The sequence below is a fragment of the Saccharopolyspora sp. NPDC000359 genome (genome assembly GCF_040300525.1).
Taxonomy (GTDB): Bacteria; Actinomycetota; Actinomycetes; order Mycobacteriales; family Pseudonocardiaceae; genus Saccharopolyspora.
The window spans coordinates 59,543-82,249 of the sequence record NZ_JBEPDU010000030.1 but is presented as its reverse complement, the minus strand read 5'-3'; the positions used below and the strand labels follow the sequence as shown (position 1 = coordinate 82,249).

The window sequence follows — 22,707 nt, the reverse complement described above, 5'->3', positions numbered from 1 at the left end:
GTGGCCGCACGCCTGCTGGTCTGCGCACCGCTGGGCCTGGAGGCCCGGGCGCTGCGGGCCGCACTGGGCCACAACTCCGTTCGCCGCACGGGTTTCGGACCGCGGCGCAGCGCCCGCAGCGCGACCACGGTCGCCGCCGCGGACTTCGACCTGCTCGTCGTTGCTGGTCTCGGCGGCGGCGTCGGCGAGGACGTCCGCAGCGGCGACGTGGTCGTGGCCGACGAGATCCGCGGAGCGGGTAGCACGGTGCGCTGCCCCGCCGCGCCCACGCTGGCCGCGGAGCTGCGGCGCGCCGGATTCCCCGTGCACCTCGGGCCGGTCCTGACCACTCGGCACGTGGTGCGCGGTGCTCAGCGCGCGGAACTGGCCGCGACCGGCGCGCTCGCGGTCGACATGGAGTCCGCGGTGCTCGCCCGCGCCGCGGGTTCGCGGGGCTTCGCCGTGGTGCGGGTGGTGCTCGACACCGCGGAGCACCCGCTGCTGCGTCCGGGAACACCCCGCCAGGCCCTGACCGCGCTCGCTCGGCTGCATGCCGTCGGCTCCTGCCTGTCGCGGTGGAGCCGTGCCGCACCACCGCAGAACCGCCACGCACCTGAGGAGGTGTCCTGAATGGGTATTCCCGTGCGCCAAGCCGTCCGCGTCGGGGCCTACCTGGTCAAGCAGAAGCTGGCCCGCCGCGAGAAGTTCGCCTTGACCCTGGAGCTGGAGCCGCTGTTCGCCTGCAACCTCAAGTGCGCGGGCTGCGGCAAGATCCAGCACCCGGCGAACGTGCTCAAGCAGCGGATGCCGGTGGAGCAGGCCCTCGCCGCGGTGGAGGAGTGCGGTGCGCCGGTGGTCTCGATCGCCGGCGGCGAACCGCTGATGCACCCGGAGATCGAGGTCCTCGTCGAGGAGCTGGTCAAGCGCCGCAAGTTCGTCTACCTGTGCACCAACGCGCTGCTGCTGCCCCGCAAGCTCGACCGGTTCCGGCCCTCGCCGTACTTCGCGTGGGCGGTGCACATCGACGGGCTGGAGGAGCGGCACGACGCCTCGGTGTGCAAGAAGGGCGTCTTCGCCCAGGCGGTGGACAACATCAAGGAGGTGCAGCGGCGCGGGTTCCGGGTGACCACGAACTCCACGTTCTTCACCTCCGACACCCCGCAGTCGGTGATCGAGGTGCTGGACTACCTCAACGACGACCTGCGGGTCGACCAGATGATGCTGTCCCCGGCCTACGCCTACGACAAGGCACCCGACCAGGAGCACTTCATGGGCGTCGCCGAGACGCGCGAGCTGTTCCGCAAGGTCTTCGCCGACGGCCGCCGGCGCCGGTGGCGGTTCAACCACTCGCCGCTGTTCCTGGACTTCCTGGCGGGCGAGGTCGACTTCCGGTGCACCGCGTGGGCCATCCCGTCCTACTCGCTCTACGGGTGGCAGCGGCCGTGCTACCTGATGAACGACGGCTACGTGGCGACCTACCGCGAGCTGCTGGAGGAGACCGACTGGTCGCACTACGGGCGCGGCAACGACCCCCGCTGCGCGAACTGCATGGCGCACTGCGGCTACGAACCGACCGCGGTGCTGGCCACCATGGGCTCGCTGCGCGAGTCGATCCGCGCGCTGCGCGGCTAGCCGAACCTGCGGGCCAGGGCGCGGTAGAGACCGGGCACGGCGCCCTGCAGCCGGGCGGGCACCGCGAGCCAGCTGGGGACGAAGACTTCCGCCCGACCGCGCTGGACGCCCCGGACCAGCGCCGCAGCGACCTCCTGCGGCGCCAGCACGCGCGGGAAGCGCCGGTCGTAGCGGCGACCGTCGAAGAACGGGGTGCGCACCGCGCCGGGGAACACCGTGGTGACCCCGATGCCGTCGTGGTGGCGCAGGCCTTCCGCGAAGGCCCGCACGCCTGCCTTGGTCGCCCCGTAGGCCTCCTCGTCGCGCACGCCGACGACCGCGATCGAGGACACGAAGACGACGTGCCCGCCGCGCCGCTGCAGCTCCGGCAGCACCGCGCTGGTCAGCAGCACCGGCGCGGTCAGGTTCACCGCCGCGAGCGCCGCCACCTGCTCTGCCGACATCGACGCCAGGTCCCCAGCCCACCCGATGCCCGCGCAGTGCACCAGCAGGTCCGCCCGCCGCGCTGCGGTGACCACGCGGTCGAGCCCGGCCGGGTCGGTCAACTCGGCGGCCAGCGCCTGCCCACCGGTCCGGTCCGCCACCTCGGCCAGCCGCCGCTGGTCGCGGCCGACGAGCACCAGCTGGCAGCCGTGCGCGGCCAGTTCGGCGGCCGTGGCCGCGCCGATGCCCGACGATGCGCCCGTGACCAGCGCCGTCCGCCCGCGCACCGTCAACCCCACGGCGCGTCCTCGGAGCCGTCGCTGCGGTCGAGGATCCGCCGCAGCTGCTCGCTGCGGCGGGTCAGCACCACGATGCCGATGACGATGACCACCGCGGAGATCAGCTCGCCGGTGAGGATGGCGGGGGAGGACTCGATGCGCTCGCCCAGCCAGCTCACCCCGATCGCGGCCGCGACCAGCGGGTCCACCGTGGTGATCACCGCCAGCGAGGGCGAGATCAACCGGCCGCGCTGGAAGGTCTGCTGGCTGAGCAGGAACCCCATCGGCCCGATCACGCACACCGCGTAGAGCGTCCAGTGCTGGAACGGCTCGGCCAGGCCGCCGGTGCGGAACTGGCCTGCCACCACCTTGATCAACCCGGCGGTCACCCCGTAGAGCACCCCGGTGGCCACCGCCAGGCCGATGACCCCGACCTCGCCGGGGATCCGCGACGCCGCCAGCGACACCAGCACCAGCAGGCCGAGCGCCAGGGCCAGCGGCAGCACCGACGAGCCGGTGAACCCGCTGCCCTCCCCGGAGGGCTGTGCCAGCACCAGGAACGCCGAGAGGCCGCCGGCGCAGGCCAGCCCGCCCAGCGCCAGCACCAGGTCCATCCTGCGGTGCGCCATCCACGCGGCGAACGCGGCGCCGAACAACACCGAGGTCACCAGCAGCGGCTGCACCAGCACCAGCGGTCCGAACGCCAGGGCGACCACCTGCAGCGACAACCCGATGACCACGGTGAGGATGCTCAAGACCCAGATCGGCTTGCGCACCAGCTCGAAGAACAGGCGCGGGTTGAGGGTGTGGATCTTGGGCACCTGCTTGGTGACCCGGTGCTGGATGGCGCTGGCCAGGCCGAAGCTGGCCGCGCCGATGATTGCGGCGGGGACGGCGATCGCCAGCACCGTGGCGTTGGGGCTCACCACCGATCACCTGCCCGCAGGGCCGTGAAGGCGTCGCGGAGGTGCCCGGCCAGCACTGCTGCGTCGGGCGCGAGCCCGGTGTCGGTGGTGATGCCGAAGCCGACGCGGTCGCCCCAGCCGATCGCACCCACGGCGACGCCCACCCCGTCGGCCAGCGAGAGCACGGGCAGCACACCCGAGATGGTCGCGGGGCCCACGTGCGCCGGTCGGCGCTGCCCAGGCAGCACCGACACCACAGCGTTGAAGAACCGGCGCTGGTAGATCCGCCGCACGACCCAGGCGTGCACCGGTGCGGGCAGGACGCCGAGAGCTGCCAGCACGGCACCGGCGGCAGCGGGTTGGCCAGTGCGCTCCGGTGCGCCGAGCTCAGCAGCAACGGCCGCGAGCCGCTGGGCGGCGGGCATCGGGCCCACCGGCAGGTCCAGCGCCAGCGACGCGGTGTGGTTGCCGGGCACATCGGTGCCAACGCCACCCCGCCCGGTGCGGACCGTGCGCGGCACCATCACCCGGAAACGCTGGCCAGCCACCGGATCGGGCAGTGCTCGGTGCAGCGCTTCAGCCACCACCCCGAGCAGCAGCACCGTGGTGCTCACGCCGCACCGGCGCGCGCCCGCGCGGACCTCGGCGGCGGGCAGTTCCACTCCGTCGAAGGAGCGGTTCGCGGTGCTGCGGCCGCCCCAAGGGCTGCGCGGCGCGGTCCCGGCCCCAGCCAGGCTCACCAGCCCGCGTGCGATCGCGCCCGCGCGTCGGTACCACGTCGGCGAGCCACCTTGACCAGGCGCCGACGCGGGCCGCGGATCATCGGTCAGCAACCGCAGCAGCGCGCTGGTCACGGCGACACCATCGCCGAGCGCGTGGTGCAGCTTCGCCAGCAGCCAAACCTGACCGGACCCGCTCTCGCGCAGCAGCAGGAGCTCCCACGGCTGCCGGTCGGTGCGCACCGGGGCGCTGAAGAACTGGTTGCGGGCCTCCGCGACGGCTTGCTCACCGGCAACCTCGCGGCAGCGCAGGTGGTCGCGAGGCTCGATGTCCCGGTCGTGAATCCACTGTGGTCGCCTGCTCCGGCGCAGCACCAGTCGCCTCGTGAACATCGGCAACTGCCCGGCACGCCGTTCGATCCGGACGGTGATCTCCTCGCACCAGTCGTGCACCGCCCGCGGCGGCCCCGCCAGCCGCAGGACCGCACCGGTCTGCTGCGCCACCTCCCGAGTCGTGGCGTGGACGAAGAAGGCGTCCTGCGGGCGCAGGGGGCGGCGGCCGTGGTGCCGGGGGAGGTCCGCCAGCGCGGCCACCTGGTCGGCGAAGTCCGCGGCCTGGCAGTGCTTGAGCGCCATCTGCTCCCGCTGGGTGAGCTCGCCCGGATCCGCGGCCCAGCGGCGCAGCGTCGCGGTCAGGTCGGCCGCCCGCGGGCACAGCTCGGCCAGCTCGGCGTCGGCCATCAGCTCCGCGTTGGCCCGGCCGTGCCCGGCGATCGGCTCGAACATGACCACCGCCCGCCCGCAGGCCAGCGCCTCCAGCGCGGTCGCCCCGCCCGCGTTGGTGACCACGACGTCCGCGCAGGCCACCAGGCGCGGCATGTCCGCCACCCACCCCAGCGCGACCAGCCGGTCTTCGCAGCGGTCGGCGAACCGCTGCCGCAACGCCTCGTTGCGCCCGCAGACCACCACGACCCGGGCCACGCCCTCGGCGCGCAACGCGGCCTGCACCGCGCGCTCCACCGAACCGAACCCGAGCGAACCGCACGAGATCAGCACCGTGAACCCCGACTCCGGGAGGCCGAACCCGCGCCGCGCGACCGCTCGGTCACCCGGCTGGAACGCCGAGACCACCGGCGGCACGCACACCGCGCCCACCGCGTCCGGCTCGGCTCGCCGCATCTCCCGCAGACTGGCCTCGCTCATCACGAGGTGCAGGTCGACCTCGGGGTAGACCCAGAAAGGGTGCGGGGAGAAGTCCGAGACCACCGCCGCCACCGGGATGTCCAGCCCGCCGCGCCGCCGCAGCCAGTCCAGCCCGGCGGTGCCCAGCGGGTAGGTCGAGACGATCAGGTCGGGATCGTGCTCGGCGATCGCCCGCCGCATCCGCCGCCCGCTCCAGGCCCCGACGAAGCGGCGCGAGGCGTTGGCGAACCACCGGTAGCGCCACAACGAAGCGTAGAAGAAGTCGTACAGCCACGGCGTGGACTCGACGTTGGTGACGTAGATCCAGTTGAACGCGCCGGGCACCCAGCGACCCATCGCGCGCAGCGCGTCCAGCCAGCCGACTTCGCACCCCGGCCACACCCGACCGGCGGCCTCCGCCACGGCCCGGCCGGTCGCGTTGTGCCCCTCACCGATGGTCGCGCTGATCAGCAGCACTCGACGCGGCTGGACGGTCACCGGACTGGATCCTTTCCCCCGGATCGTGCCCTCGAAGGCTAACGTGGCCAGCCCGTTCCAGCCCCTCGAAGCGGCCCGGCACGCAGTCACCCCCGCACCTGGACCAGGCGCGGGGGTGACTGCGTGCCGTCAGACCTCGCTGGGCTGGGGACTCAGCCCGTGGCTGTTGACCTCGCGGACCGTGCCGTCGGTGAGGCGGTAGCACAGGCCGACGACCGCGCAGCGGCCCGCGTCGACCTCCTTGGCCAGCAGGGTGGACCGCTCCAGCAGCAGGTCGCTGGTGCGCTGGATGTGCACGTCGACGATCTCGTCGACCTCGGTGCCGCCCTCGGCGCGCGCGGCCAGCACGCTCGGCGTCACCCGCTCCACGATGTCGCGCAGGAACCCGGGCGGGGCGGACCCCTCGATGACGGTCTGGCGGGCCGCGGTCACCGCACCGCAGGAGTCGTGGCCGAGCACCACCACCAGCGGCGCGCCCAGCACGCCGACGCCGTACTCGATGCTGCCCAGCACCTCGGGGCCGGTGACCTGCCCGGCGGTGCGCACCACGAAGAGGTCACCGAGGCCCTGGTCGAAGATGATCTCCGCGGCCAGCCGGGAGTCGGAGCAGCCGAACAGCACGGCGAACGGGCGCTGCCCGGGCGCCAGCGAGGCGCGGTAGTCGGCGTCCTGGTTCGGGTGCTGGTGGTTGTTCTCGACGAACCTCTGGTTGCCGGCCAACAGCACCTGGTAGGCGTGCGCGGGCGAGATCGGTGCGTTGGACATGCGGAAACGCTACCGCACGCGGGTTCGAACCGGCCCGTTCGCGGGCCCCGGATGCCGGGGTTGAGACAAGCGCCACTCGATTCCGCGCATCGGGTGAGAACCAGCGACCCGGAACGGTGATTGTGCGCGCACAGCCGCCCAGCGCAGGCGTTCTGGGAGCTCGCGGCGGCCCCGCGCCCGGCGTATCGTCATCCAGCGGTGGACCCGTTCCAGACCCCGGCGCACCGCGGCGCTCGACGATGCTGGGGCTGTTGATCATCCAGCTGCCGGTTCCCGAGCTGACCGACGACGCACCACCGGCGCAGGGGTCTGGACGAACCCCTTCGAGGGCTTTCCGACGACCGGGCAGCGGCGGCGCCGCTGCGGCGGGCTGGCGGTTGAGTCGCTGGGGGTAGCCACCAGCCGCGCTGGTCGGTGGTGAGACGGGCGAGGGGGCTGCCTCACCACCGATCAGCCTCGGGTCAGTTGACGCAGGGGATGCCGTCCGCGGTGATCGTGGCGGGGTCGGGGGTGGTGCTCTGCTGCCGGGCCGGTCCGTCGAGCACGACGGCCTGCGGCGGCGCGAACCTCGGGGCAGCCGGACCGCGGTAGTCGCTGCCGATCAGCACCTGCACCCGCCCGCTCGGCACGGATCCGTTCTCCTCCGTGGACAGCCCGCCGAGCAGCGAAGCGACCTCCTCGGCGGTGGCGGCAGCGCCGGGCGCGTACTGCACCACCGAGTACCTGCGGGACCCGGTGTTGCCGACCTTGCCCACCGGCACGCCCCGCTGGGACAGCTCCGACCGCACCCGCTGCGCCAAGCCCGAGGTGCGGGTCGCGTTGAGCACGTCCACGGTGGCCGCGCCGGTCTCCTCGCTCGCCGGCTCGGGTGGGGCCGACGGGTCGATGGTGCGGTTGACCGCCGCCCGGACCGCGCGCGGGTCGACCAGCACCGCCTGGCCGTCCGCCGGGGTGTCGTAGTCGGCGTCCTCGATCGGGATCGTGGTAAACCGGACCGCGCCCCCGGCCAGCCCGCGCATCCGCTCGGCGAAGGCGAGCACGTCCCAGTCGCGGTCCAGCACCACCGAGTCCTGGACCGAGCCGATCAGCTCCTGCAACCGGGCGGGGTTGGCCAGCACCCCACCGGAGAGCATCGACTGCGTCAGCCCGGACAGGAACGCCTGCTGGCGCACCACGCGGTCGAGGTCGCCGCGCGGCAGGCCGTGGCGCTGCCGGACGAACGCCAGCGCGTCGGGTCCGGAGATGGTCTGCGGTCCGGCGCGGAAGTCCGCCCCCGAGTAGCTGTCCTTCGTCGCCGCCCGCAGGCACACCGGAACCCCGCCGACGGCCTGCGTGATGCGCGCGAACCCGAGCAGGTTGACCTCGGCGTAGTGGTCCACCGACACCCCGGTCAGCTGCTCGACGGTGCGCACCAGCAGCTTGCGCCCGGCGTCGCCGCCCTCGCGGGTCAGCTGCGCCTGGTCGGTGACGCCGCGCCTGGTGCCCGCCGCGACGGCGTTCTCCTTGCCGCGGGAGTACGCCGAGTTGATCTTGTGGCGGCCGTGGCCGGGGATGTGCACGTAGGAGTCGCGGGGGAAGGAGAACCCGGTCGCGCTGGACCCGTCGTTGGGGATGTGCAGCAGGATGATCGTGTCGGTCAGCGCCGCGTCGTTCTCCCCGGCGTGCAGCTCGCGCAGCACGTCCTCGGGCAGCGGGTTGCCGTGCGCGTCGGTGCGGCTGTCCATCCCGACCAGCAGGATGTCCACGGCCCCGTCGGCCCCGGCGCCGTCGGTGACGTCGCTGGTGGCCAGCCCGTTGAGCAGGTCCCGGTAGTTGCTCCACCCGTACCCGGTCACCACCAGCACCAGCACGGACAGCACCGTCACCGCCACCCGCGGGCCGGAGCGCGGGCGGCGCCGGAGCGGGCGGGGTGGGGGAGCGGGCTGGCGGTAGGTGGTCCTGGACTGGGGCGGCAAGGTCCCTCCGGTGGGGTGCGGCCGTGCGGTGCGGTGGGTCGAAGACCCGTTCCAGGATCGCACTCATCGGGGCCCGCAGCAGATCATCCGATCGCGGCCAGTTCCAGCGACGCTCGGTGATCACCGCGGACGTCCACAGTGGAGGAGATGCGGCTAGGTGGGCAGGTCGCCCGGGCGGATGCGGTAGACCTGCAGGGCGGTGTCGTAGTACTTGGTCGTCTCGCCGACCCACTCCATGCCGATGCGCTGCGCGGTGGAGATGGCCCGCGTGTTGTCCGGGCGGGTCAGGGCGAACACCGCGTCGATGTCGTAGGTGAAGGCCCAGCGCAGCAGCGCGACCGCGGCCTCGGTGGCGTAGCCGTGGCCCCACGCCTCGGGGCGCAGCTGCCAGGTCAGCTCGACGTCGTGGTCGTAGGGCGGCAGCATCCGCAGCACCAGCCCACCGACCACCAGGTCATCGGACCGGCGTTGCATCGCCCACCGCCCGGTTGGCGGGACCAGGTTCGGCTGCGACTCGGTCCAGGACTGCACCACGGCGCGCATCGCGGCGAGGTCGGCGACGTTGGGGACGACCGGGGTGAGCCACTCGGTCACCTCGGGTCGGCCGTAGAGCGCGAGCGCGGCCTGCACGTCGGCGTCGCTGGTGGTCCAGTCCCGCACGATCAACCGGTCGGTGGTCAGGGGAGGCTCCATTGGCGTCCCTCGCCTTCGCCACTCGGGGAGAACCATCCGATTTTAGTTCTGCTGCCCTTCCTCGGCGGCTCCGGAAGCGTGCTCCGCACCTTCGAAGTCTACTATGTCTGTCGCTTCAGTGTCGAATGAAATCAAAGCTCGGGACCGGCCGACGGTTCCGGATGCCTGGGAAGAGGAGCTACCCGCGGGTCAGGAGTGCGCGGGCAGGGGCGGCAGGGTGCCGGTGGCGTCGAAGGCCCAGTCGTGCGGTTCGCCGAGTGCGGTCAGGTCCGGGTGGTCGGCGACCTCCTGGGCGTAGGCCTCGGAGACCTCGATGCGCGGCAACGACAGGGTGTTGCGGATGCGCACCACCTTGGCCGGGCGCTCGCGGGGGCCGCGGGACAGGTGCAGCGCGGCCGTGATGGCGTCGCGGTCGTTGGCCAGCGCCATCGGGATGCGCGCCCCTTCGGGCACACCGGAGGTCAGCGAGTTGGTGTAGAAGGACCCGAAGTCGATCTGGTCCAGGCAGCGCTGCGTGGTCACGTCGGCCATGCCCAGGCCGCTGGCGTTGCCGCCGGTGTGCTCGGTCAGCCCGAGCACCACCACGCGCCTGATCGGCACGGCGCGGAAGTGCGCGGCGTTGACCGGGGCGCGGCCGGTGATGTTGGGGTCCATCCCGGCGCCGCTGATGTCCTTGCCGATCTCGTCGACGACCAGCACGTCGATGTCGGAGACCAGCAGCTTCGGCATCAGCCGCCTGGCCTCGACCAGCAGCTCCGCCTCGCGCTGCAGCAGCGCGCCGGGCGGGACCAGTTCCAACCGGGCCACCTGCTCGTAGGCATTCTCCACCACGGCCAGCCCGAACTCGACCGGGACCACCTGCAGCACCGCTTCGGCCACGGCGGGGATGAGGGTGTGGAAGGCCTCGAAGCCGTGCGAGTGCAGGGTGGTGGCACCGCGGTGCTTGCCCAGCCCGATGGCGATCATCTTGGCCAGGCCGCTCTCGTGGGTGCCGCGGAAGTCGGTGTGCGGCTTGACCCGCCCGAGCACCACGACCCCGTCGGCGTCGGCTGCTCCGGCGTCGAAGTGCACCGGCGTGCCGTCGAGGAGCTCGGTGACCACGACGGTCTCCATCGAGGAGGTGATCGGCGCGCCGATGCTCTCCTCGGTGATGCCGTACTCGGCGAGCACCTGCCGCTGACCGGCCGCGGTAGCACCGCCGTGGCTGCCCATCGCCGGGACGACGAACGGGCTGGCGCCGCAGTCGACCAGCGCGTCGACCAGGGTGGCAACGATGCGGTCGAGCTGGGCGATGCCGCGGCTGCCCACGCTGATCGCGATCCGCTTGCCGCTGACCGGGTGGGCGCGGTCGTGCGCGGCGACCTGGCCGCGGATGGCGCCCTCCAGGTCCGCCACCGCCTCGGCGGCGAACCGCTGCTCGACCGGGATCATCCTGGGCAGTTCGATGTCGGCTCCGGCCAGCCGGACCGCTTCGACGTTGAACATGCGGCAGGTCCTTCCTCCGCGCTGGTCCGCGGTCGGCTCGATCGACCGGCGATGGTGCCACGCCGAACAGGCGTGCGGAAGCCCTCGTCCAGTGTGGACGCTGCCGGGGTCGCCGCGGGCGGGCGTTAGGCTTGGCTGGTGTCGGTCAAGCGTCCCGGTCCAGCTCGCTGGTTGTACTTCCAGTTCGGCGGCAGGCTGCCCGAGCAGTACCGCGAGTGGGTGCTGCACGATGCCACCTGCCGGACGTGGGTGCTGCGGGTCCTCATCCGCGGGTTGATCCAGATCGCCCCGCTGGGCGCCGTGCTGTTCGTGGGCTTGGGCGTGTTTGGCGGGGCGTGGCCGATCGCGGCCGGAGCCCTGCTGCTGGGGCTGCTGGTGGTGGCCCGCATCGTGCTGACCAATTCGGTGGACAGCGTCGATGCGCGCCTACTGCGGTACGGGTTCCCACCTGGCCACGGCTCTGCGGTGCGCAGGCAGCGCGACGCCGAGGCCGCCGAGCGGTACAAGGAGGTCTGGCGGCAGCAGCCACTGGAGTGACCCGTCAGCGGTGCACCGATGTGCGCACCACCGCGACCGGGCAGGGCGCGTGGTGCAGGACGCCGTTGGCGACCGAGCCGAGCAGCAGCCCGGCGAAGCCGCCGCGGCCGCGATGCCCCACGACCAGCAGCTGCGCGGACTCCGCAGCGCCGCACAGGGCGGTGACCGGGTGCTGGTTGGCCACCCGGCGGTGCACCGGGACGTCGGGGTGCTCGGCGCACCAGCCGGCGAGCTGCTCGGCCAGGTGCAGGTCGGCGCGGGTGCGGATCTCCGGCGGGTCCAGGGGTGGGTAGACGTCGGCGGTGAAGTAGGCGTCCGGCAGGGCCTGCACCGCGATCAGCTCGGCGCGTCGACGGGCCGCGCAGTCGAAGGCGTGTCGCAGGGCGACCTGGCTACCAGGGGAGTCGTCGACCCCGACGACCACCGGCCCGTTCGCCCGAGCGGCGCCGCGCACCACCACGACCGGGCAGCGGGCGTGCGTGGCCACGGTCGTGCTGATCGCCCCGACCAGCACCTCCCGGAACGCGCCGTACCCGCGTGACCCGACGACCAGCAGCTGCGCCTGCTCGCTGCGGTGCACCAGGTCCCGGGCGGGGTGGCCCTCGGTGACCTCGCCGGTGAGCACCAGCTCCGGCCTGGCCAGGCGGCACCGCTCGACCAGCTCCGCGAGGGTCTGCTCGGCCTGGTCGGCGCGGGCGGGGTCGTCGTTGACCAGCACGAGGTGCAGCGGCCACCCGCCCCGGGCGGCCTCGGTCGCGGCCCACAACGCCGCCCGACCCGACGGCGGTGACCCGTCGACGCCTGCCACGACCGATGTGCCCATCGCGACTGCCCCCTCCAGGCGCTCCGTGCCCAGTGTGCGCGCTCAGTGGTGGGGCAGCACCCGAGCGCAGTGGGATCGACCTGCGCCTTTAGTATCGTTAGGTGGCCGAAGTGTTGAGTCCCGCAGCGATCTTCCGAGCCGGTACCCGCCTGCGGCAGGTGGTCCGGCGCACGCCGCTGGAGACCAGCGGCCGCCTCAGCGGCGAGCTGGGTGTCCCGGTGCGCTTCAAGCGCGAGGACATGCAGGTGTGCCGCTCCTACAAGGTGCGCGGCGCGTACAATTTGATCTCCTCGCTCGGTGCCGAGGAGCGCGAGCGCGGCGTGGTGTGCGCCAGCGCGGGCAACCACGCGCAGGGCTTGGCCTTCGCCTGCCGCGAGCTGGAGATCGAGGGCCGGGTGTACCTGCCGGCCAACACGCCTCGCCAGAAGCGGCGCCGCATCGCCGAGATCGGCGGTGAGTGGGTGCAGCCGATCATCGTCGGCAGCTCCTTCGACGAGGCCAGCGAGGCGTCCCGGCAGGACAGCGAGCGCACCGGCGCCGTCTACGTGCACCCCTTCGACGACCCGCGCACCATCGCCGGGCAGGGCACCGTCGGCCTGGAGATCGCCGAGCAGCACGACGGGCCGGTGGACACCGTGATCGTGCCGGTCGGTGGGGGTGGCCTGTTGGCGGGTGTCGTGCTGTGGCTCAAGGAGCACTTCCCGGACACCCGGGTGGTCGGCGCCGAGCCCGCTGGGGCGGCCAGCATGCGCGCCGCGCTGGAGCACGGGGGACCGGTCGCGCTGCCCGAGGTGGACACCTTCGTCGACGGCGCCGCGGTCGGGCGCGTCGGCGAGTTGAGCTACCGCGTGGTCCGGGAGCTGGTGGACGAGGTCGTGGCGGTGCCGGAAGGCGCGGTGTGCACCGAGATGATCGAGCTGTACCAAACCGAGGGCATCATCGCCGAGCCGGCGGGCGCGCTGGCCAGCGCTGCGGCCCGGTTGCCGCTGGAGCGCCCGGTGCAGGGCTCGGTGGTGTGCGTGGTCTCGGGCGGCAACAACGACCTGAGCCGCTACGGCGAGGTGGTGGAGCGCTCCCTGCTGCACGAGGGGTTGCGGCACTACTTCCTGGTGACGTTCCCGCAGGAGCCGGGCGCGCTGCGGCACTTCCTGGACGACGTGCTCGACGAGGGCCAGGACATCGTGGCCTTCGAGTACGTCAAGAAGAACAACCGCGAGACGGGTCCGGCGCTGGTGGGCATCGAGCTGGACCGCGCCGACGAGCTGGAGGGCCTGCTGCGGCGGATGAAGGAGTCGCCGCTGCAGATCGAGCAGGTCTCGCCGGGCTCCCCGCTGTTCTCGTTCCTGCTCTGACCCGAGCACGAGAAGAGCCCCTTCCACCTGGCCTGGGCGGAAGGGGCTTTTCGCTGGTCAGGAGTGGGTTGCGCGGTCGGCCAGGGTGCGGACCATCTCGGCCACCGAGGCGCGGCGCGCCGCGCGGACCGCGTCGAACAGCGGGCGCAGCGCGTCGGTGCGGGCCCGGATCGCCGAGGCGGACAGGGCACCGCCGGGCGAGTCGTCGGTGGCCACCCACAGGATGGCTTCGACCTCGGCGGCGCGCTGCAGGATCCGCAGGGTGCGCTGGGGGATGGCCTCGGGCCAGTCGGGGGCCGGTCGGGAGGCGACCGTCGCGGCGATCTCCTCGCGCACGCCGGGGCGCTGCTTGGCCACCCCGAGTTCGATCAGCGCGGTGGCGGCCTCGCGCATCGCCGAGGCCATGCCGTGCTCGGCCTCGCCGATCGGCAGGTGCTCGGCCGGGGGCAGCTCGCCGACGTCGAACACCGTCCAACGCCGGATCCCCTCGGCGACGCGCTCCGGGACCAGCCCCAGACCCGGGTCGGGCAGCACGACGGCTTCACCGACGCGCATGGCCAGCTTCGCGAAGGGGCTCGACCCGCCGAGGCCGCGGGCGTCGCCGGGGACCGGCAGCACCAGCTCGCCGTCGGCCGCGCCCGCCTTGCGCAGCGCGGCCAGCAGCAGGGCGGGACCGGCGGGGGTGTCGTGCGGGCCGGGGAGGTCCAGCCGCGCGGCCAGTTCTTCGTCGGCGGCGCGAACTTCCTGCGATTCGGCCCAGGTCTGCAGGGCGTCGAGCACGTCGTCCGAGGCGGCTGCACCGTGCAGCCAGGCGGACGTCCAGACAACCATCGTGGCGCTTGGGCAAGGCACGTCGAGAAAGGGTACGGACTCGGCGGCCGGGTGCGCGCCGGGGGGCGGGCGAGTGTGATCTGCTCGGCGCGGCGCGCCGCACCCCGCGGGCCGCCCGATCGGATTACCGTTACGCCTCGTGCGCTCGGTTGACTACGGCAAGGACGTCCTGGCGGGCCCGCGCCGCAAGAAGGTGCCCGAGATCCCCGCTGAACCGGGGCTGGTGGTCGAGGACCCGGCCAGCGGGTTCTGCGGAGCGGTGCTGCGGGTGGAGAAGGGCAACGTGGTGCTGGAGGACCGCCACGGCAAGCAGCGGTTGTTCCCGGTGCGCCCGGCGGCGTTCCTGCACGAGGGCAGGCCGGTGACGCTGGTGCCGGTGCCCGCCGCGGTGCGGCGCGGGCCCGCCCGGTCGGCGTCGGGTTCGGTGCGGGTCGAGGGCGTGCGGGCGCGCACCGCGCGCGGCAGTCGGATCTGGGTCGAGGGCCTGCACGACGCCGAGCTGGTGGAGCGGATCTGGGGGCACGACCTGCGGGTCGAGGGCGTGGTGGTGGAGCCGCTGCACGGCGTCGACGACCTGCCCGGGCTGCTCGCCGAGTTCGGCCCCGGGCCGGGGCAGCGGGTCGGGGTGCTGGTCGACCACCTGGTGCCCGGCAGCAAGGAGTCCCGGCTGGTCGAGGGCATCGACGATCCGCACGTGCTCATCACCGGTCACCCGTTCGTGGACATCTGGGAGGCGGTGAAGCCGCGGGCGGTGGGCATCCCCGCCTGGCCCCGGGTGCCGCGCGGCACCGACTGGAAGCAGGGCGTGTGCGCGCAGCTGGGCTGGGGCGAACCGGCCGACGGGTGGCGGCGGGTGCTGGCCGGGGTGTCCGGCTTCCGCGACGTCGAGGCACCGCTGCTGGCCGCAGTGGAGCAGCTCATCGACTTCGTGACGGTGCCGGGTCGGTGAACCGGACAGAAGTCACACGTTGATCACACCGCCCGGATGCGGTCTCGCCCTGCTCGGGCGTCTGCCACCATGGGGGTATGACGCCCGCGCTGCTGTGGTTGATCGCCGGGGTGCTGCTGGTCGCCGCTGAGGTCCTCTCCGGCGAGTTCGTCCTGGTGATGCTCGGCGCCGCGGCGCTGGGGGCTGCCGGGGCGTCCGCGCTGGGGGCACCGCTGCCGGTGGATGCCGTGGTCTTCGCGGTGCTGGGGCTGGGGCTGATCTTCATCGCGCGCCCCGCGCTCAAGCGTCGGCTGACCCAGCCGCTGGAGCTGAAGACCAATGTGGACGCGTTGGTGGGCAAGCGAGCGGTAGCGGAGTCCACAGTGGATGTCCATGGTGGGCAGGTGCGCATCGACGGTGCGGTGTGGTCGGCGCGGGCGTTGGACGAGACGCAGGTCATCGAGGCGGGTCAGTCCGTCGTGGTGATCGAGATCGCGGGCGCGACGGCAGTGGTGTCGGCCGAGCTGTGAGGAGATGAGGGTGGAGTTTGGCGGACTGATCGTCCTGGTGGTCGTGGTGCTGCTGGTGCTGATCATCGCGGTGAAGTCGGTGATGGTGGTGCCGCAGGCCCAGTCGGCGGTGATCGAGCGGCTCGGCAAGTTCCGTTCGGTGGCCGAGCCCGGGCTGACGTTCCTGGTGCCGTTCCTGGACCGGGTGCGCGCCAAGATCGACCTGCGCGAGCAGGTGGTGTCGTTCCCACCGCAGCCGGTGATCACCCAGGACAACCTGACGGTGTCGATCGACACCGTGGTGTACTTCCAGGTCACGGACTCGCGCTCGGCGGTGTACGAGATCTCCAACTACATCGTCGCGGTGGAGCAGCTGACCACCACGACGCTGCGCAACGTGGTCGGCGCGATGAGCCTGGAGGAGACGCTGACCTCCCGCGACGCGATCAACACGCAGCTGCGCGGGGTGCTGGACCAGGAGACGGGCCGGTGGGGCATCCGCGTCGCGCGGGTCGAGCTCAAGGCGATCGACCCGCCGCCGTCCATCCAGGACTCGATGGAGAAGCAGATGCGCGCCGACCGGGAGAAGCGCGCGATGATCCTCAACGCCGAGGGTGCCCGGGAGTCGGCGATCAAGACCGCCGAGGGTGAGAAGCAGGCGGCGATCCTGGCGGCCGAGGGTCAGAAGCAGGCGGCGATCCTGGCGGCCGAGGCCGAGCGGCAGTCCAGCATCCTGCGGGCGCAGGGTGAGCGGGCCAGCCGGTACCTGCAGGCGCAGGGCCAGGCCAAGGCGATCGAGAAGGTGTTCGCGGCGGTCAAGCGCGGCAAGCCGACGCCGGAGCTGCTGGCCTACCAGTACCTGCAGACGCTGCCGCAGATGGCGCAGGGCGACGCCAACAAGGTGTGGGTGGTGCCCAGCGACTTCGGCAAGTCGCTGGAGGGCTTCGCGCGGATGCTCGGCGCGCCTGGTGACGACGGTGTGTTCCGCTACGAGCCGCCGAAGGAGGAGCCGCCGACCGCGGTGCCGGAGGAGGAAGAGGAGTCGGTCAAGGCCTGGTTCGACACCTCCACCACGCCGGAGGTCGCCGAGGCGGTGCGCGCTGCCGAGGCGGTGGCCCGCAAGGAGGTGCCGAGCCCGACGCTCGGCAGCCAGATCGCGCCGCCGGACCAGCCCAGCTGACCCAGGCGAGACCACGAGGGCGCCCGCACGCTGCGTGCGGGCGCCCTCGTTTCGTCCCCAGGGGTGTTCAGGTCCCCGAGTAGGTCCCGAAGCTCCAGAGGTTGCCCTCGGGGTCGCGCACGACGAAGTCGCGCGAGCCGTAGTCCTGGTCCTTCGGCTCGTAGACCGGTTCGGCACCGGCGGCCAGGGCGCGCTCGTACAGCGCGTCGACGTCGTCGGCGACCACGTAGTTGCTCACGGAGCCCTTCTGCTGGGCGAACGGGCTTTCCGGGTCGCAGGTGCCGAGCATGACGCCGCCGCCGCGCGGCCAGCGGAGTTCGGCGTGCACGACCTCGCCGTCCTCGCCGGGCACGATCAGGGCTTCCTCGAAGCCGAACGCCTCGACCAGGAAGCGGATGCCCGCCTTCTTGTCCAGGTAGGGGATCAGTGGCCAGATCCCGATGGGTGCTGTGTTCGTCATGGCCTCAGGATGCGGTGCCGAGCTGCTGGGCGCCTTGGACGAATGGAAGCTCTTCGGCGATCCACCGCGATGGGGTGGCGCCGGTGAACGCCCGCCAGTCCCGGTTGAAGTGGGCTTGGTCGGTGTAGCCGCTGTCGGCGGCGATGTCGGCCAAGCTCGCCGGGCACCCGGCGATGAGCCGGCTGCGGGCGGCTTGGAAGCGCAGCACGCGCCCCAGCAGCTTGGGGGAGTGGCCGAATTCGCGGCGGAACCGCGCGCCGAGGTGCTGGCGGGTCCAGCCCACTTCGCTGGCCAGCTCGGCGATGGGGACGTGCCCGTCGGTCTCGGACATCCGCCGCCAGACCCAGCCGAGCTCGGGGGAGGGCAGTGCGGCCGGGGTGGCGAGCCGGTGCAGCGTCGAGCAGAGCAGGTCGAACCGTTCGCTCCAGGTGCTCGCCAATCGCAGCCGCTCGGTGAGCTCGGTGGCGGCCGGGCCGAGCAGGTCGGCCAGGTGGAGGCCGGTGTCGGCGAGTTCACCGGCGGGCACCCCCAGCAGGGCTCGGGCGCCGAGCGGGGTGAGGCCCAGCTGGATGCCGTGCTGGAGTTCGCCGTGCTCGATCGTCGCGGGCTTGCTGTGCAGCCCGCCGATGAGCGCGGTGCAGGACACGTGCTGCCCGCTGTCGAAGGTGACGTCCACCGTCTCGTCCAGCGTGATGATCACGGTCAGGCTCGGTGAGGGCAGGCCGCGGTGCACGCCTGGCGCGGACCGCAGCCGGTACCCGCTGATGTCGCTGATCAGCGCCCGCAGGCGGGGTGGTGGGGTTGCCTTGACGTACTGCGACGTGACCACGTCCTGAGGTTAGGCGCTGCTCCTGACGTCCGTGGTCCGCCCAGCGGTGGGTCCCGATTTTGTCATATTGATTATGTCAGTGTCGACCGAAATTAAAGCACCAAGCGGCACGTCACGCCTGCACGTTCCTGGGAAGACCGCTCAGAGGGCGGAGTCCGGGTCGAGGTAGGGGCCGCCGGCGACGCCGAAGGCGCGGACGGTGCCGAGCAGGTGCTCGCGCAGCCGGGACTTGGCCAGCGCCGCGTCGCCGTCGCGCAGCGCCGCCGCGACCTGGGCGTGCTGGTGGGTGATGCGGGGGCGGGCGGTGTGCGTGCGGGCTGTGGCGGTGATGCGCATCTGCTTGTCGCGCAGGGCGTTGTAGAGGTCCGCGACCACGGGGTTGCCGGCCGCGGCGACTAGCGCGGCGTGGAAGGCCCGGTCGGCTTCGTGCATGCCGGCGTCGCTGAGCTCGGCGGTGTCGCAGGCCGGGTGCGCGGCGAGCTTTTCGCCGATGGCGGTCATCGCTCCGTCGCCCTGTGCGGCGAGTTTGTCGATGGCGAAGCTCTCCAGCGCCAGGCGGGCTTCCACGACCGCGCGGGCTTCGGTGGCGGTGACCGGCACGACGAGTGCTCCGCGCTTGGGGTACAGCCGCAGGAAGCCTTCGGTCTGCAGGCGCAGGAAGGCCTCGCGCACCGGCGTGCGGGACATCTGCAGTGCGCTGGCCACCTCGCCTTCGGACAGCAGCTCGCCGTCGGGGTAGCTGCCGTCCAGGAGTCCGGCCTTGACGTGCTGGTAGGCGCGGTCGGCGGCGGGCGCCTCGGGGGAGGTCGCAGTGGTGGAGGACACGGTTTCGCGTGGTGTTGCGCTCGACACGAGGTCATCGTACTTCCACCCGACTTGTATCTATGGTGTGTACAAGTTTTCCGGAGAGGAGTCCTGAGTTGTCCGGCACGGCCACCGCCCCGCAACCAAGCCCCACGCGGGCCGATCACGGCACCTCATCGCGCACCGCGTGGCTGGTGTGGGGGATTGGCGCCCTCTGCTATTGCGCGGCGCTGTTCCACCGCGCCAGCCTGGGCGTGGCCGCGCCGGAGGCGTTGCAGCGGTTCGCCGTCGGACCGGCGGTGCTGTCGCTGTTCTCCGCGCTGCAGCTGGGCATCTACCTGGTGCTGCAGGTGCCGTCCGGGGTGCTGGCCGACCGGCTGGGGCCGCGGAAGGTGATCACCGGCGGCATGGTCGCGCTGGCCGCGGGCTCGGCGGTGTTCGCGGTGAGCGGGTCGATCGTCGGCGGCCTCGCCGGGCGGATGCTGATCGGCTTCGGCGACGCGTTCATGTTCACCAACGTGCTGCGGCTGGCCGCGCACTGGTTCCCGCCGCACCGGTTCGGCAAGGTCGCGGCGATCACCGGCCTGGCCGGGGGCCTGGGGCAGGTGGTCTCCACGCTGCCGCTGGGGCTGGCCCTGCACGGTCTCGGCTGGATGCCCACCTTCGCCGGGGCGGCGGTGCTGACCGCGGGGCTGGCGCTGGTGGCGGGCTTGGCGATCCGCGACCGGCCGGGCCATGTTGCGGTCGCCAGCGAGCCCGCGCCGCCGCCGGAGCGCATCGCCCACACCCTGCGCCACGTCGTCGCGCAGCGGGGTACCAAGCACTCCTTCTGGGTGCACTTCGTGCTCATGGCGCAGTTCGTCGCGGTGACGACGCTGTGGGGCGGGCCGTGGTTGACCGAGTCGCAGGGGCGCGGCCAGGCCGAGGTCGGCTCGCTGCTGCTGATCAGCGTGCTGGGCTTCATCGCGGGGTCGTGGTTCGCTGGCCAGTTCATCTCCGGTCGCCCGCGGCGGCGCGACCGGTTCACGCTGGGCCTGTCCTGCGCCGTGGCGGCGGTGTGGGCGGTGCTGGTCGGCTGGCCGGGCGTGTTGCCGATGCCGGTGCTGGTGGTGGCGCTGGTGGTCATCGGTGTCGGTGGCGGGTCGGCCATGCTGGCCTTCGACGGCGCGCGGATGGCCAACGCCGAGCACCGCTCGGGCACCGCTTCGGGTGTGGTGAACATGGGTGGGTTCAGCGCCTCGGTGCTGATCCAGCTGCTGGTGGGCCTGGTGCTGCAGTTCGTGTCGTTCCTGCCCGCGGCGCAGGCCTACCGGTGGGCGTTCGCCCCGGTGCTGGTGCTGCTGGTGCTGGGCACCGCGGCGCAGTGGTGGTTGCGCGACCGGCAGTCGATCGGCTGAGCGCGCCCCGCCCCACCCGCGCGGTGGTGCGGATAGGGTCGGGCAGCGGACGTAGCACCCGGTCGGCCGGTGGCGGTCGGCCCAGCGATGGAGGTTGTCCTTGACCACGGCGCTGGAACTGCACAACTACGTCGATGGCGGCCCCGCGGGGACCTTGGCGGGGGAGACCCTGCCGCTGGTCGACCCGAGCACCGGTGAGGAGTACGGCACCAGTCCGCTGACCCGGTGGATGGATGTGGACGCGGTGATGGCGGTGGCGGCCGCGGCGTTCGAGTCGTGGTCGCGGACCACTCCGCGGCAGCGCCAGCAGGTGTTGCTGGAGGTCGCCGACGCGATGGAGGACCGCGCCGAGGAGCTGGTGCTGGCCGAGTGCCGCAACACCGGCAAGCCGTGGTCGGTGGTGCGCGACGACGAGCTGCCGATGGCGGTGGACCTGATCCGCTTCTACGCCGGGGCGGCGCGGGTGCAGGAGGACGGGGCGGGCGGTGAGTACCAGCCGGGGTTGACCTCGTTCTCGCGGCGCGAGCCGATCGGGGTGTGCGCGCAGGTCACGTCCTGGACGCATCCGCTGCTGCTGGCGGCGGCGAAGGTCGCCCCGGCGTTGGCCGCGGGCAACACCGTGGTGCTCAAACCCGCCGAGACCACGCCGGTGAGCTCGGCGTTGCTGGCCGAGATCGCGGGGGAGCAGCTGCCAGCCGGGGTGTTGAACCTGATCTGCGGGGACCGGGACAGCGGTCGTGCGATGGTGGCGCACGAGGTGCCGGGGATGTTCTCGATCACCGGCACGGTGCGCTCGGGCATGGAGGTCGCGGGGTCGGCGGCGGCTGATCTCAAGCGCGCGCACCTGCAGTTGGGCGGCAAGGCCCCGGCGGTGGTGTTCGACGACGCCGACGTGGAGCGGGCGGCCCGGCGGATCGCGGTGGCGGCGTTCGGCAACGCGGGGCAGAGCTGCACGGCGGCCAGCCGGGTGCTGGCGGGTCCGGGCGCTTACGAGGAGTTGGTGGCGGAGCTGGTGCGGTGGGCCGAGGCGATGCGGCCGGGACCGCCGCAGGACCCGGATGCGGGGTTCGGTCCGTTGAACAGCCTCGGCCAGTTGGAGCTGGTGCAGGCGCACCTGGCCCGGTTGCCGGATCACGCGCGGGTGCTGGCTGGGGGCAACCGCCGGGGTGGGCGGGGGTTCTTCCACGAGGCGACGGTGGTGGCCGGGGTGGAGCAGGACGACGAGTTGGTGCAGAACGAGGTCCTGGGTCCGGTGCTGACGGTGCAGCGCTTCGAGACCGAGCAGGAGGCGGTGCAGCTGGCCAACGGCGTGCGCTACGGGCTGGCGGCGAGTGTGTGGACGCGTGACCACGCGCGGGCGATGCGGATGTCGCGCAGCTTGCAGGCGGGCACGGTGTGGATCAACACGCACCACCCGCTGGCGGCGGAGATGCCGCACAGCGGTTTCAAGCACTCGGCTTCGGCGCGGGACTTCGGCCGTTACGGGTTGGAGGAGTACAGCCGGATCAAGCACGTCATGACCGCGTTGGACGAGGACTGAGCTGCGGGTTCACCCGCCGTTGCGGGTGGCGATGGCCAGCAGGGCGGCGGCGGAGCCGGTGAGGCGGAGTCCGGCGCGCCAGACGGCGTGCAGGGGTCGGCGCAGGTCGAGGTCGGCGACCGGGATCTCGACGAGGCGGTGTTCGGCCAGGTCGGTGGCCACGGCCAGGACGCTGAGCGCGGCGGGGCCTGCTCCGGCGACCACGGAGTTGCGCACCGCGGTGGTGGAGCGCAGTTCCAGCAGTGGGGTGACTGGTTCGGCGCCGACTTCGGTGAGGGCGCGGTGCAGGGTTTCGCGGGTGCCTGAGCCGTGTTCGCGGACGATGAGCGGGGTGGCGGCGAGTTCGGTGGCGGTCAGTGGGCGGCGCAGCCGGGTCCAGGGGTGGCCGGGTGGGGCGACCACGATCATGCGGTCGCGGGTGACGAAGCGGACGGAGACGCCGTCGGGGGGTGCGGGGGTTTCGATGAAGCCGAGGTCGGCTTCGCCGTGGCGCACGGCTTCGGCGACTGCGACGGAGTTGGCGACGTCGAGTTCGAGGTGCACGTCGGGTAGTGCGACGCGCAGGTGGCTGAGCCAGCGGGGGACCAGGTATTCGGCGATGGTCATGCTGGCGGCCACGCGCAGCGTTGCCTGTTGTTGGGCGCGCAGTGCGCGCACCCCGTTCATCAGGCCGTCGACGTGGGCGAGGACTTGGCGGGCCCAGTCGCAGACCATGACTCCGGCGGGGGTGAGGGTGCAGCCCTGGCGGGTGCGTTGGACCAGGGGTAGGCCGAGTTGGCGTTCGAGGCGGCTGAGGCGCTTGCTGGCGGAGGGTTGGCTGACTTGCAGTTCGGCTGCGGCGGCGCCGATGCTGCCGAGTTCGCCGACGAGCACGAGCAGGCGCAGCGATTCGGAGTCGGGCGGGGTCATTCCTCCAGGGTAGGGGGTTGGGCGGGCATCGTTGGGTGGTTGCGTGCTGCGGTGCAGTTCCGGCATTCCGCGTGGCTATGACGTCCTGCGTGGT

Annotated in this window: 22 protein-coding genes; 9 read left to right on the top strand and 13 right to left on the bottom strand. The window is 72.6% G+C overall.

Annotation, left to right across the window (positions count from 1 at the left end):
* Positions 1-609: a phosphorylase family protein gene (locus tag ABT324_RS20055; protein ID WP_351179425.1), complete on the top strand. Its 609-nt coding sequence runs from the start codon at positions 1-3 to the stop codon at positions 607-609.
* Positions 610-1,611: an adenosyl-hopene transferase HpnH gene (hpnH, locus tag ABT324_RS20050; RefSeq protein WP_351179422.1), complete on the top strand. Its 1,002-nt coding sequence runs from the start codon at positions 610-612 to the stop codon at positions 1,609-1,611. It begins immediately after the preceding gene.
* On the opposite strand, the gene ABT324_RS20045 is transcribed toward hpnH, so the two are convergent.
* The 7 genes from ABT324_RS20045 to ABT324_RS20015 form a co-directional block, all read right to left on the bottom strand.
* Entirely contained in the window at positions 1,608-2,327 is a 720-nt protein-coding gene (locus ABT324_RS20045; protein WP_351179455.1) for an SDR family NAD(P)-dependent oxidoreductase, read from the bottom strand. The two genes, hpnH and ABT324_RS20045, sit on opposite strands and share 4 nt — an antisense overlap.
* A complete protein-coding gene (locus ABT324_RS20040; protein WP_351179419.1) occupies positions 2,324-3,238 on the bottom strand; it encodes a DMT family transporter in 915 nt (304 codons plus the stop codon). Before ABT324_RS20040 ends, ABT324_RS20045 begins: the two co-directional genes overlap by 4 nt.
* The gene (locus tag ABT324_RS20035) at positions 3,235-5,616 is read right to left on the bottom strand and encodes a wax ester/triacylglycerol synthase domain-containing protein (RefSeq protein ID WP_351179416.1); all 2,382 of its coding nucleotides are present in this window, start codon (positions 5,614-5,616) and stop codon (positions 3,235-3,237) included. The genes ABT324_RS20040 and ABT324_RS20035 overlap by 4 nt, the downstream gene beginning before the upstream one ends.
* Before the next feature lie 129 nt (positions 5,617-5,745).
* Positions 5,746-6,381 (bottom strand): carbonic anhydrase, encoded by a 636-nt coding sequence (locus tag ABT324_RS20030; RefSeq protein ID WP_351179413.1) that lies wholly within the window; start codon positions 6,379-6,381, stop codon positions 5,746-5,748.
* Positions 6,382-6,842: 461 nt separating this feature from the next.
* Positions 6,843-8,336 carry an LCP family protein gene (locus ABT324_RS20025; protein ID WP_351179410.1) on the bottom strand — a complete coding sequence of 498 codons (1,494 nt, stop codon included), beginning with the start codon at positions 8,334-8,336 and terminating at the stop codon, positions 6,843-6,845.
* A gap of 153 nt (positions 8,337-8,489) precedes the next feature.
* Positions 8,490-9,029: a GNAT family N-acetyltransferase gene (locus tag ABT324_RS20020; protein WP_351179407.1), complete on the bottom strand. Its 540-nt coding sequence runs from the start codon at positions 9,027-9,029 to the stop codon at positions 8,490-8,492.
* Between the two features lie 189 nt (positions 9,030-9,218).
* Positions 9,219-10,514 (bottom strand): nickel pincer cofactor-dependent isomerase, group 22, encoded by a 1,296-nt coding sequence (locus ABT324_RS20015; RefSeq protein WP_351179404.1) that lies wholly within the window; start codon positions 10,512-10,514, stop codon positions 9,219-9,221.
* Positions 10,515-10,652: 138 nt separating this feature from the next.
* Between ABT324_RS20015 and ABT324_RS20010 the strand changes: the two genes are divergently transcribed.
* A complete protein-coding gene (locus ABT324_RS20010) occupies positions 10,653-11,051 on the top strand; it encodes a DUF5313 family protein (RefSeq protein WP_351179401.1) in 399 nt (132 codons plus the stop codon).
* Positions 11,052-11,055: 4 nt separating this feature from the next.
* Here ABT324_RS20010 and ABT324_RS20005 read toward each other — a convergent pair whose 3' ends face one another.
* A complete protein-coding gene (locus tag ABT324_RS20005; RefSeq protein ID WP_351179398.1) occupies positions 11,056-11,874 on the bottom strand; it encodes a universal stress protein in 819 nt (272 codons plus the stop codon).
* 101 nt (positions 11,875-11,975) lie between these two features.
* Between ABT324_RS20005 and ilvA the strand changes: the two genes are divergently transcribed.
* Positions 11,976-13,226, top strand: coding sequence for a threonine ammonia-lyase IlvA (gene ilvA, locus ABT324_RS20000; RefSeq protein WP_351179395.1), 1,251 nt, complete (start codon positions 11,976-11,978; stop codon positions 13,224-13,226).
* Between the two features lie 57 nt (positions 13,227-13,283).
* Here the strand turns inward: ilvA and ABT324_RS19995 are convergent, their stop codons facing one another.
* Positions 13,284-14,057: an Rv1486c family protein gene (locus tag ABT324_RS19995; protein WP_351179452.1), complete on the bottom strand. Its 774-nt coding sequence runs from the start codon at positions 14,055-14,057 to the stop codon at positions 13,284-13,286.
* 139 nt (positions 14,058-14,196) lie between these two features.
* On the opposite strand from ABT324_RS19995, the gene ABT324_RS19990 reads away from it, so the two are divergent.
* The 3 genes from ABT324_RS19990 (at position 14,197) to ABT324_RS19980 (ending at position 16,674) form a co-directional block, all read left to right on the top strand.
* A complete protein-coding gene (locus ABT324_RS19990; protein WP_351179392.1) occupies positions 14,197-15,006 on the top strand; it encodes a DUF3097 domain-containing protein in 810 nt (269 codons plus the stop codon).
* 77 nt (positions 15,007-15,083) lie between these two features.
* Entirely contained in the window at positions 15,084-15,515 is a 432-nt protein-coding gene (locus tag ABT324_RS19985; RefSeq protein WP_351179389.1) for an NfeD family protein, read from the top strand.
* Positions 15,516-15,525: 10 nt separating this feature from the next.
* On the top strand, positions 15,526-16,674 hold the full coding sequence (locus tag ABT324_RS19980; RefSeq protein WP_351179386.1) for an SPFH domain-containing protein: 1,149 nt from the start codon (positions 15,526-15,528) through the stop codon (positions 16,672-16,674).
* 67 nt (positions 16,675-16,741) lie between these two features.
* Here the strand turns inward: ABT324_RS19980 and ABT324_RS19975 are convergent, their stop codons facing one another.
* The 3 genes from ABT324_RS19975 to ABT324_RS19965 form a co-directional block, all read right to left on the bottom strand.
* Entirely contained in the window at positions 16,742-17,134 is a 393-nt protein-coding gene (locus ABT324_RS19975) for a VOC family protein (protein WP_351179383.1), read from the bottom strand.
* Between the two features lie 4 nt (positions 17,135-17,138).
* The gene (locus ABT324_RS19970) at positions 17,139-17,963 is read right to left on the bottom strand and encodes an AraC family transcriptional regulator (protein ID WP_351179380.1); all 825 of its coding nucleotides are present in this window, start codon (positions 17,961-17,963) and stop codon (positions 17,139-17,141) included.
* 141 nt (positions 17,964-18,104) lie between these two features.
* Positions 18,105-18,788 (bottom strand): GntR family transcriptional regulator, encoded by a 684-nt coding sequence (locus ABT324_RS19965; protein WP_351179377.1) that lies wholly within the window; start codon positions 18,786-18,788, stop codon positions 18,105-18,107.
* 95 nt (positions 18,789-18,883) lie between these two features.
* Here ABT324_RS19965 and ABT324_RS19960 point away from each other — a divergent pair, with 95 nt between their 5' ends.
* A complete protein-coding gene (locus ABT324_RS19960; RefSeq protein ID WP_351179374.1) occupies positions 18,884-20,164 on the top strand; it encodes an MFS transporter in 1,281 nt (426 codons plus the stop codon).
* A gap of 100 nt (positions 20,165-20,264) precedes the next feature.
* Positions 20,265-21,704, top strand: a complete 1,440-nt coding sequence (locus ABT324_RS19955) for an aldehyde dehydrogenase family protein (protein ID WP_351179371.1) — start codon at positions 20,265-20,267, stop codon at positions 21,702-21,704.
* Between the two features lie 9 nt (positions 21,705-21,713).
* Here ABT324_RS19955 and ABT324_RS19950 read toward each other — a convergent pair whose 3' ends face one another.
* Positions 21,714-22,613: a LysR family transcriptional regulator gene (locus ABT324_RS19950; protein ID WP_351179368.1), complete on the bottom strand. Its 900-nt coding sequence runs from the start codon at positions 22,611-22,613 to the stop codon at positions 21,714-21,716.
* Positions 22,614-22,707 lie beyond the last annotated feature (94 nt).

Coding starts and splice junctions, on each gene's coding strand:
- hpnH (WP_351179422.1), top strand. CDS start 610: ATGGGTATTCCCGTGCGCCAAGCCGTCCGCGTCGGGGCCTACCTGGTC.
- ABT324_RS20030 (WP_351179413.1), bottom strand. CDS start 6,381: ATGTCCAACGCACCGATCTCGCCCGCGCACGCCTACCAGGTGCTGTTG.
- ABT324_RS20020 (WP_351179407.1), bottom strand. CDS start 9,029: ATGGAGCCTCCCCTGACCACCGACCGGTTGATCGTGCGGGACTGGACC.
- ABT324_RS20015 (WP_351179404.1), bottom strand. CDS start 10,514: ATGTTCAACGTCGAAGCGGTCCGGCTGGCCGGAGCCGACATCGAACTG.
- ABT324_RS20005 (WP_351179398.1), bottom strand. CDS start 11,874: ATGGGCACATCGGTCGTGGCAGGCGTCGACGGGTCACCGCCGTCGGGT.
- ABT324_RS19995 (WP_351179452.1), bottom strand. CDS start 14,057: ATGGTTGTCTGGACGTCCGCCTGGCTGCACGGTGCAGCCGCCTCGGAC.
- ABT324_RS19985 (WP_351179389.1), top strand. CDS start 15,084: ATGACGCCCGCGCTGCTGTGGTTGATCGCCGGGGTGCTGCTGGTCGCC.
- ABT324_RS19975 (WP_351179383.1), bottom strand. CDS start 17,134: ATGACGAACACAGCACCCATCGGGATCTGGCCACTGATCCCCTACCTG.
- ABT324_RS19950 (WP_351179368.1), bottom strand. CDS start 22,613: ATGACCCCGCCCGACTCCGAATCGCTGCGCCTGCTCGTGCTCGTCGGC.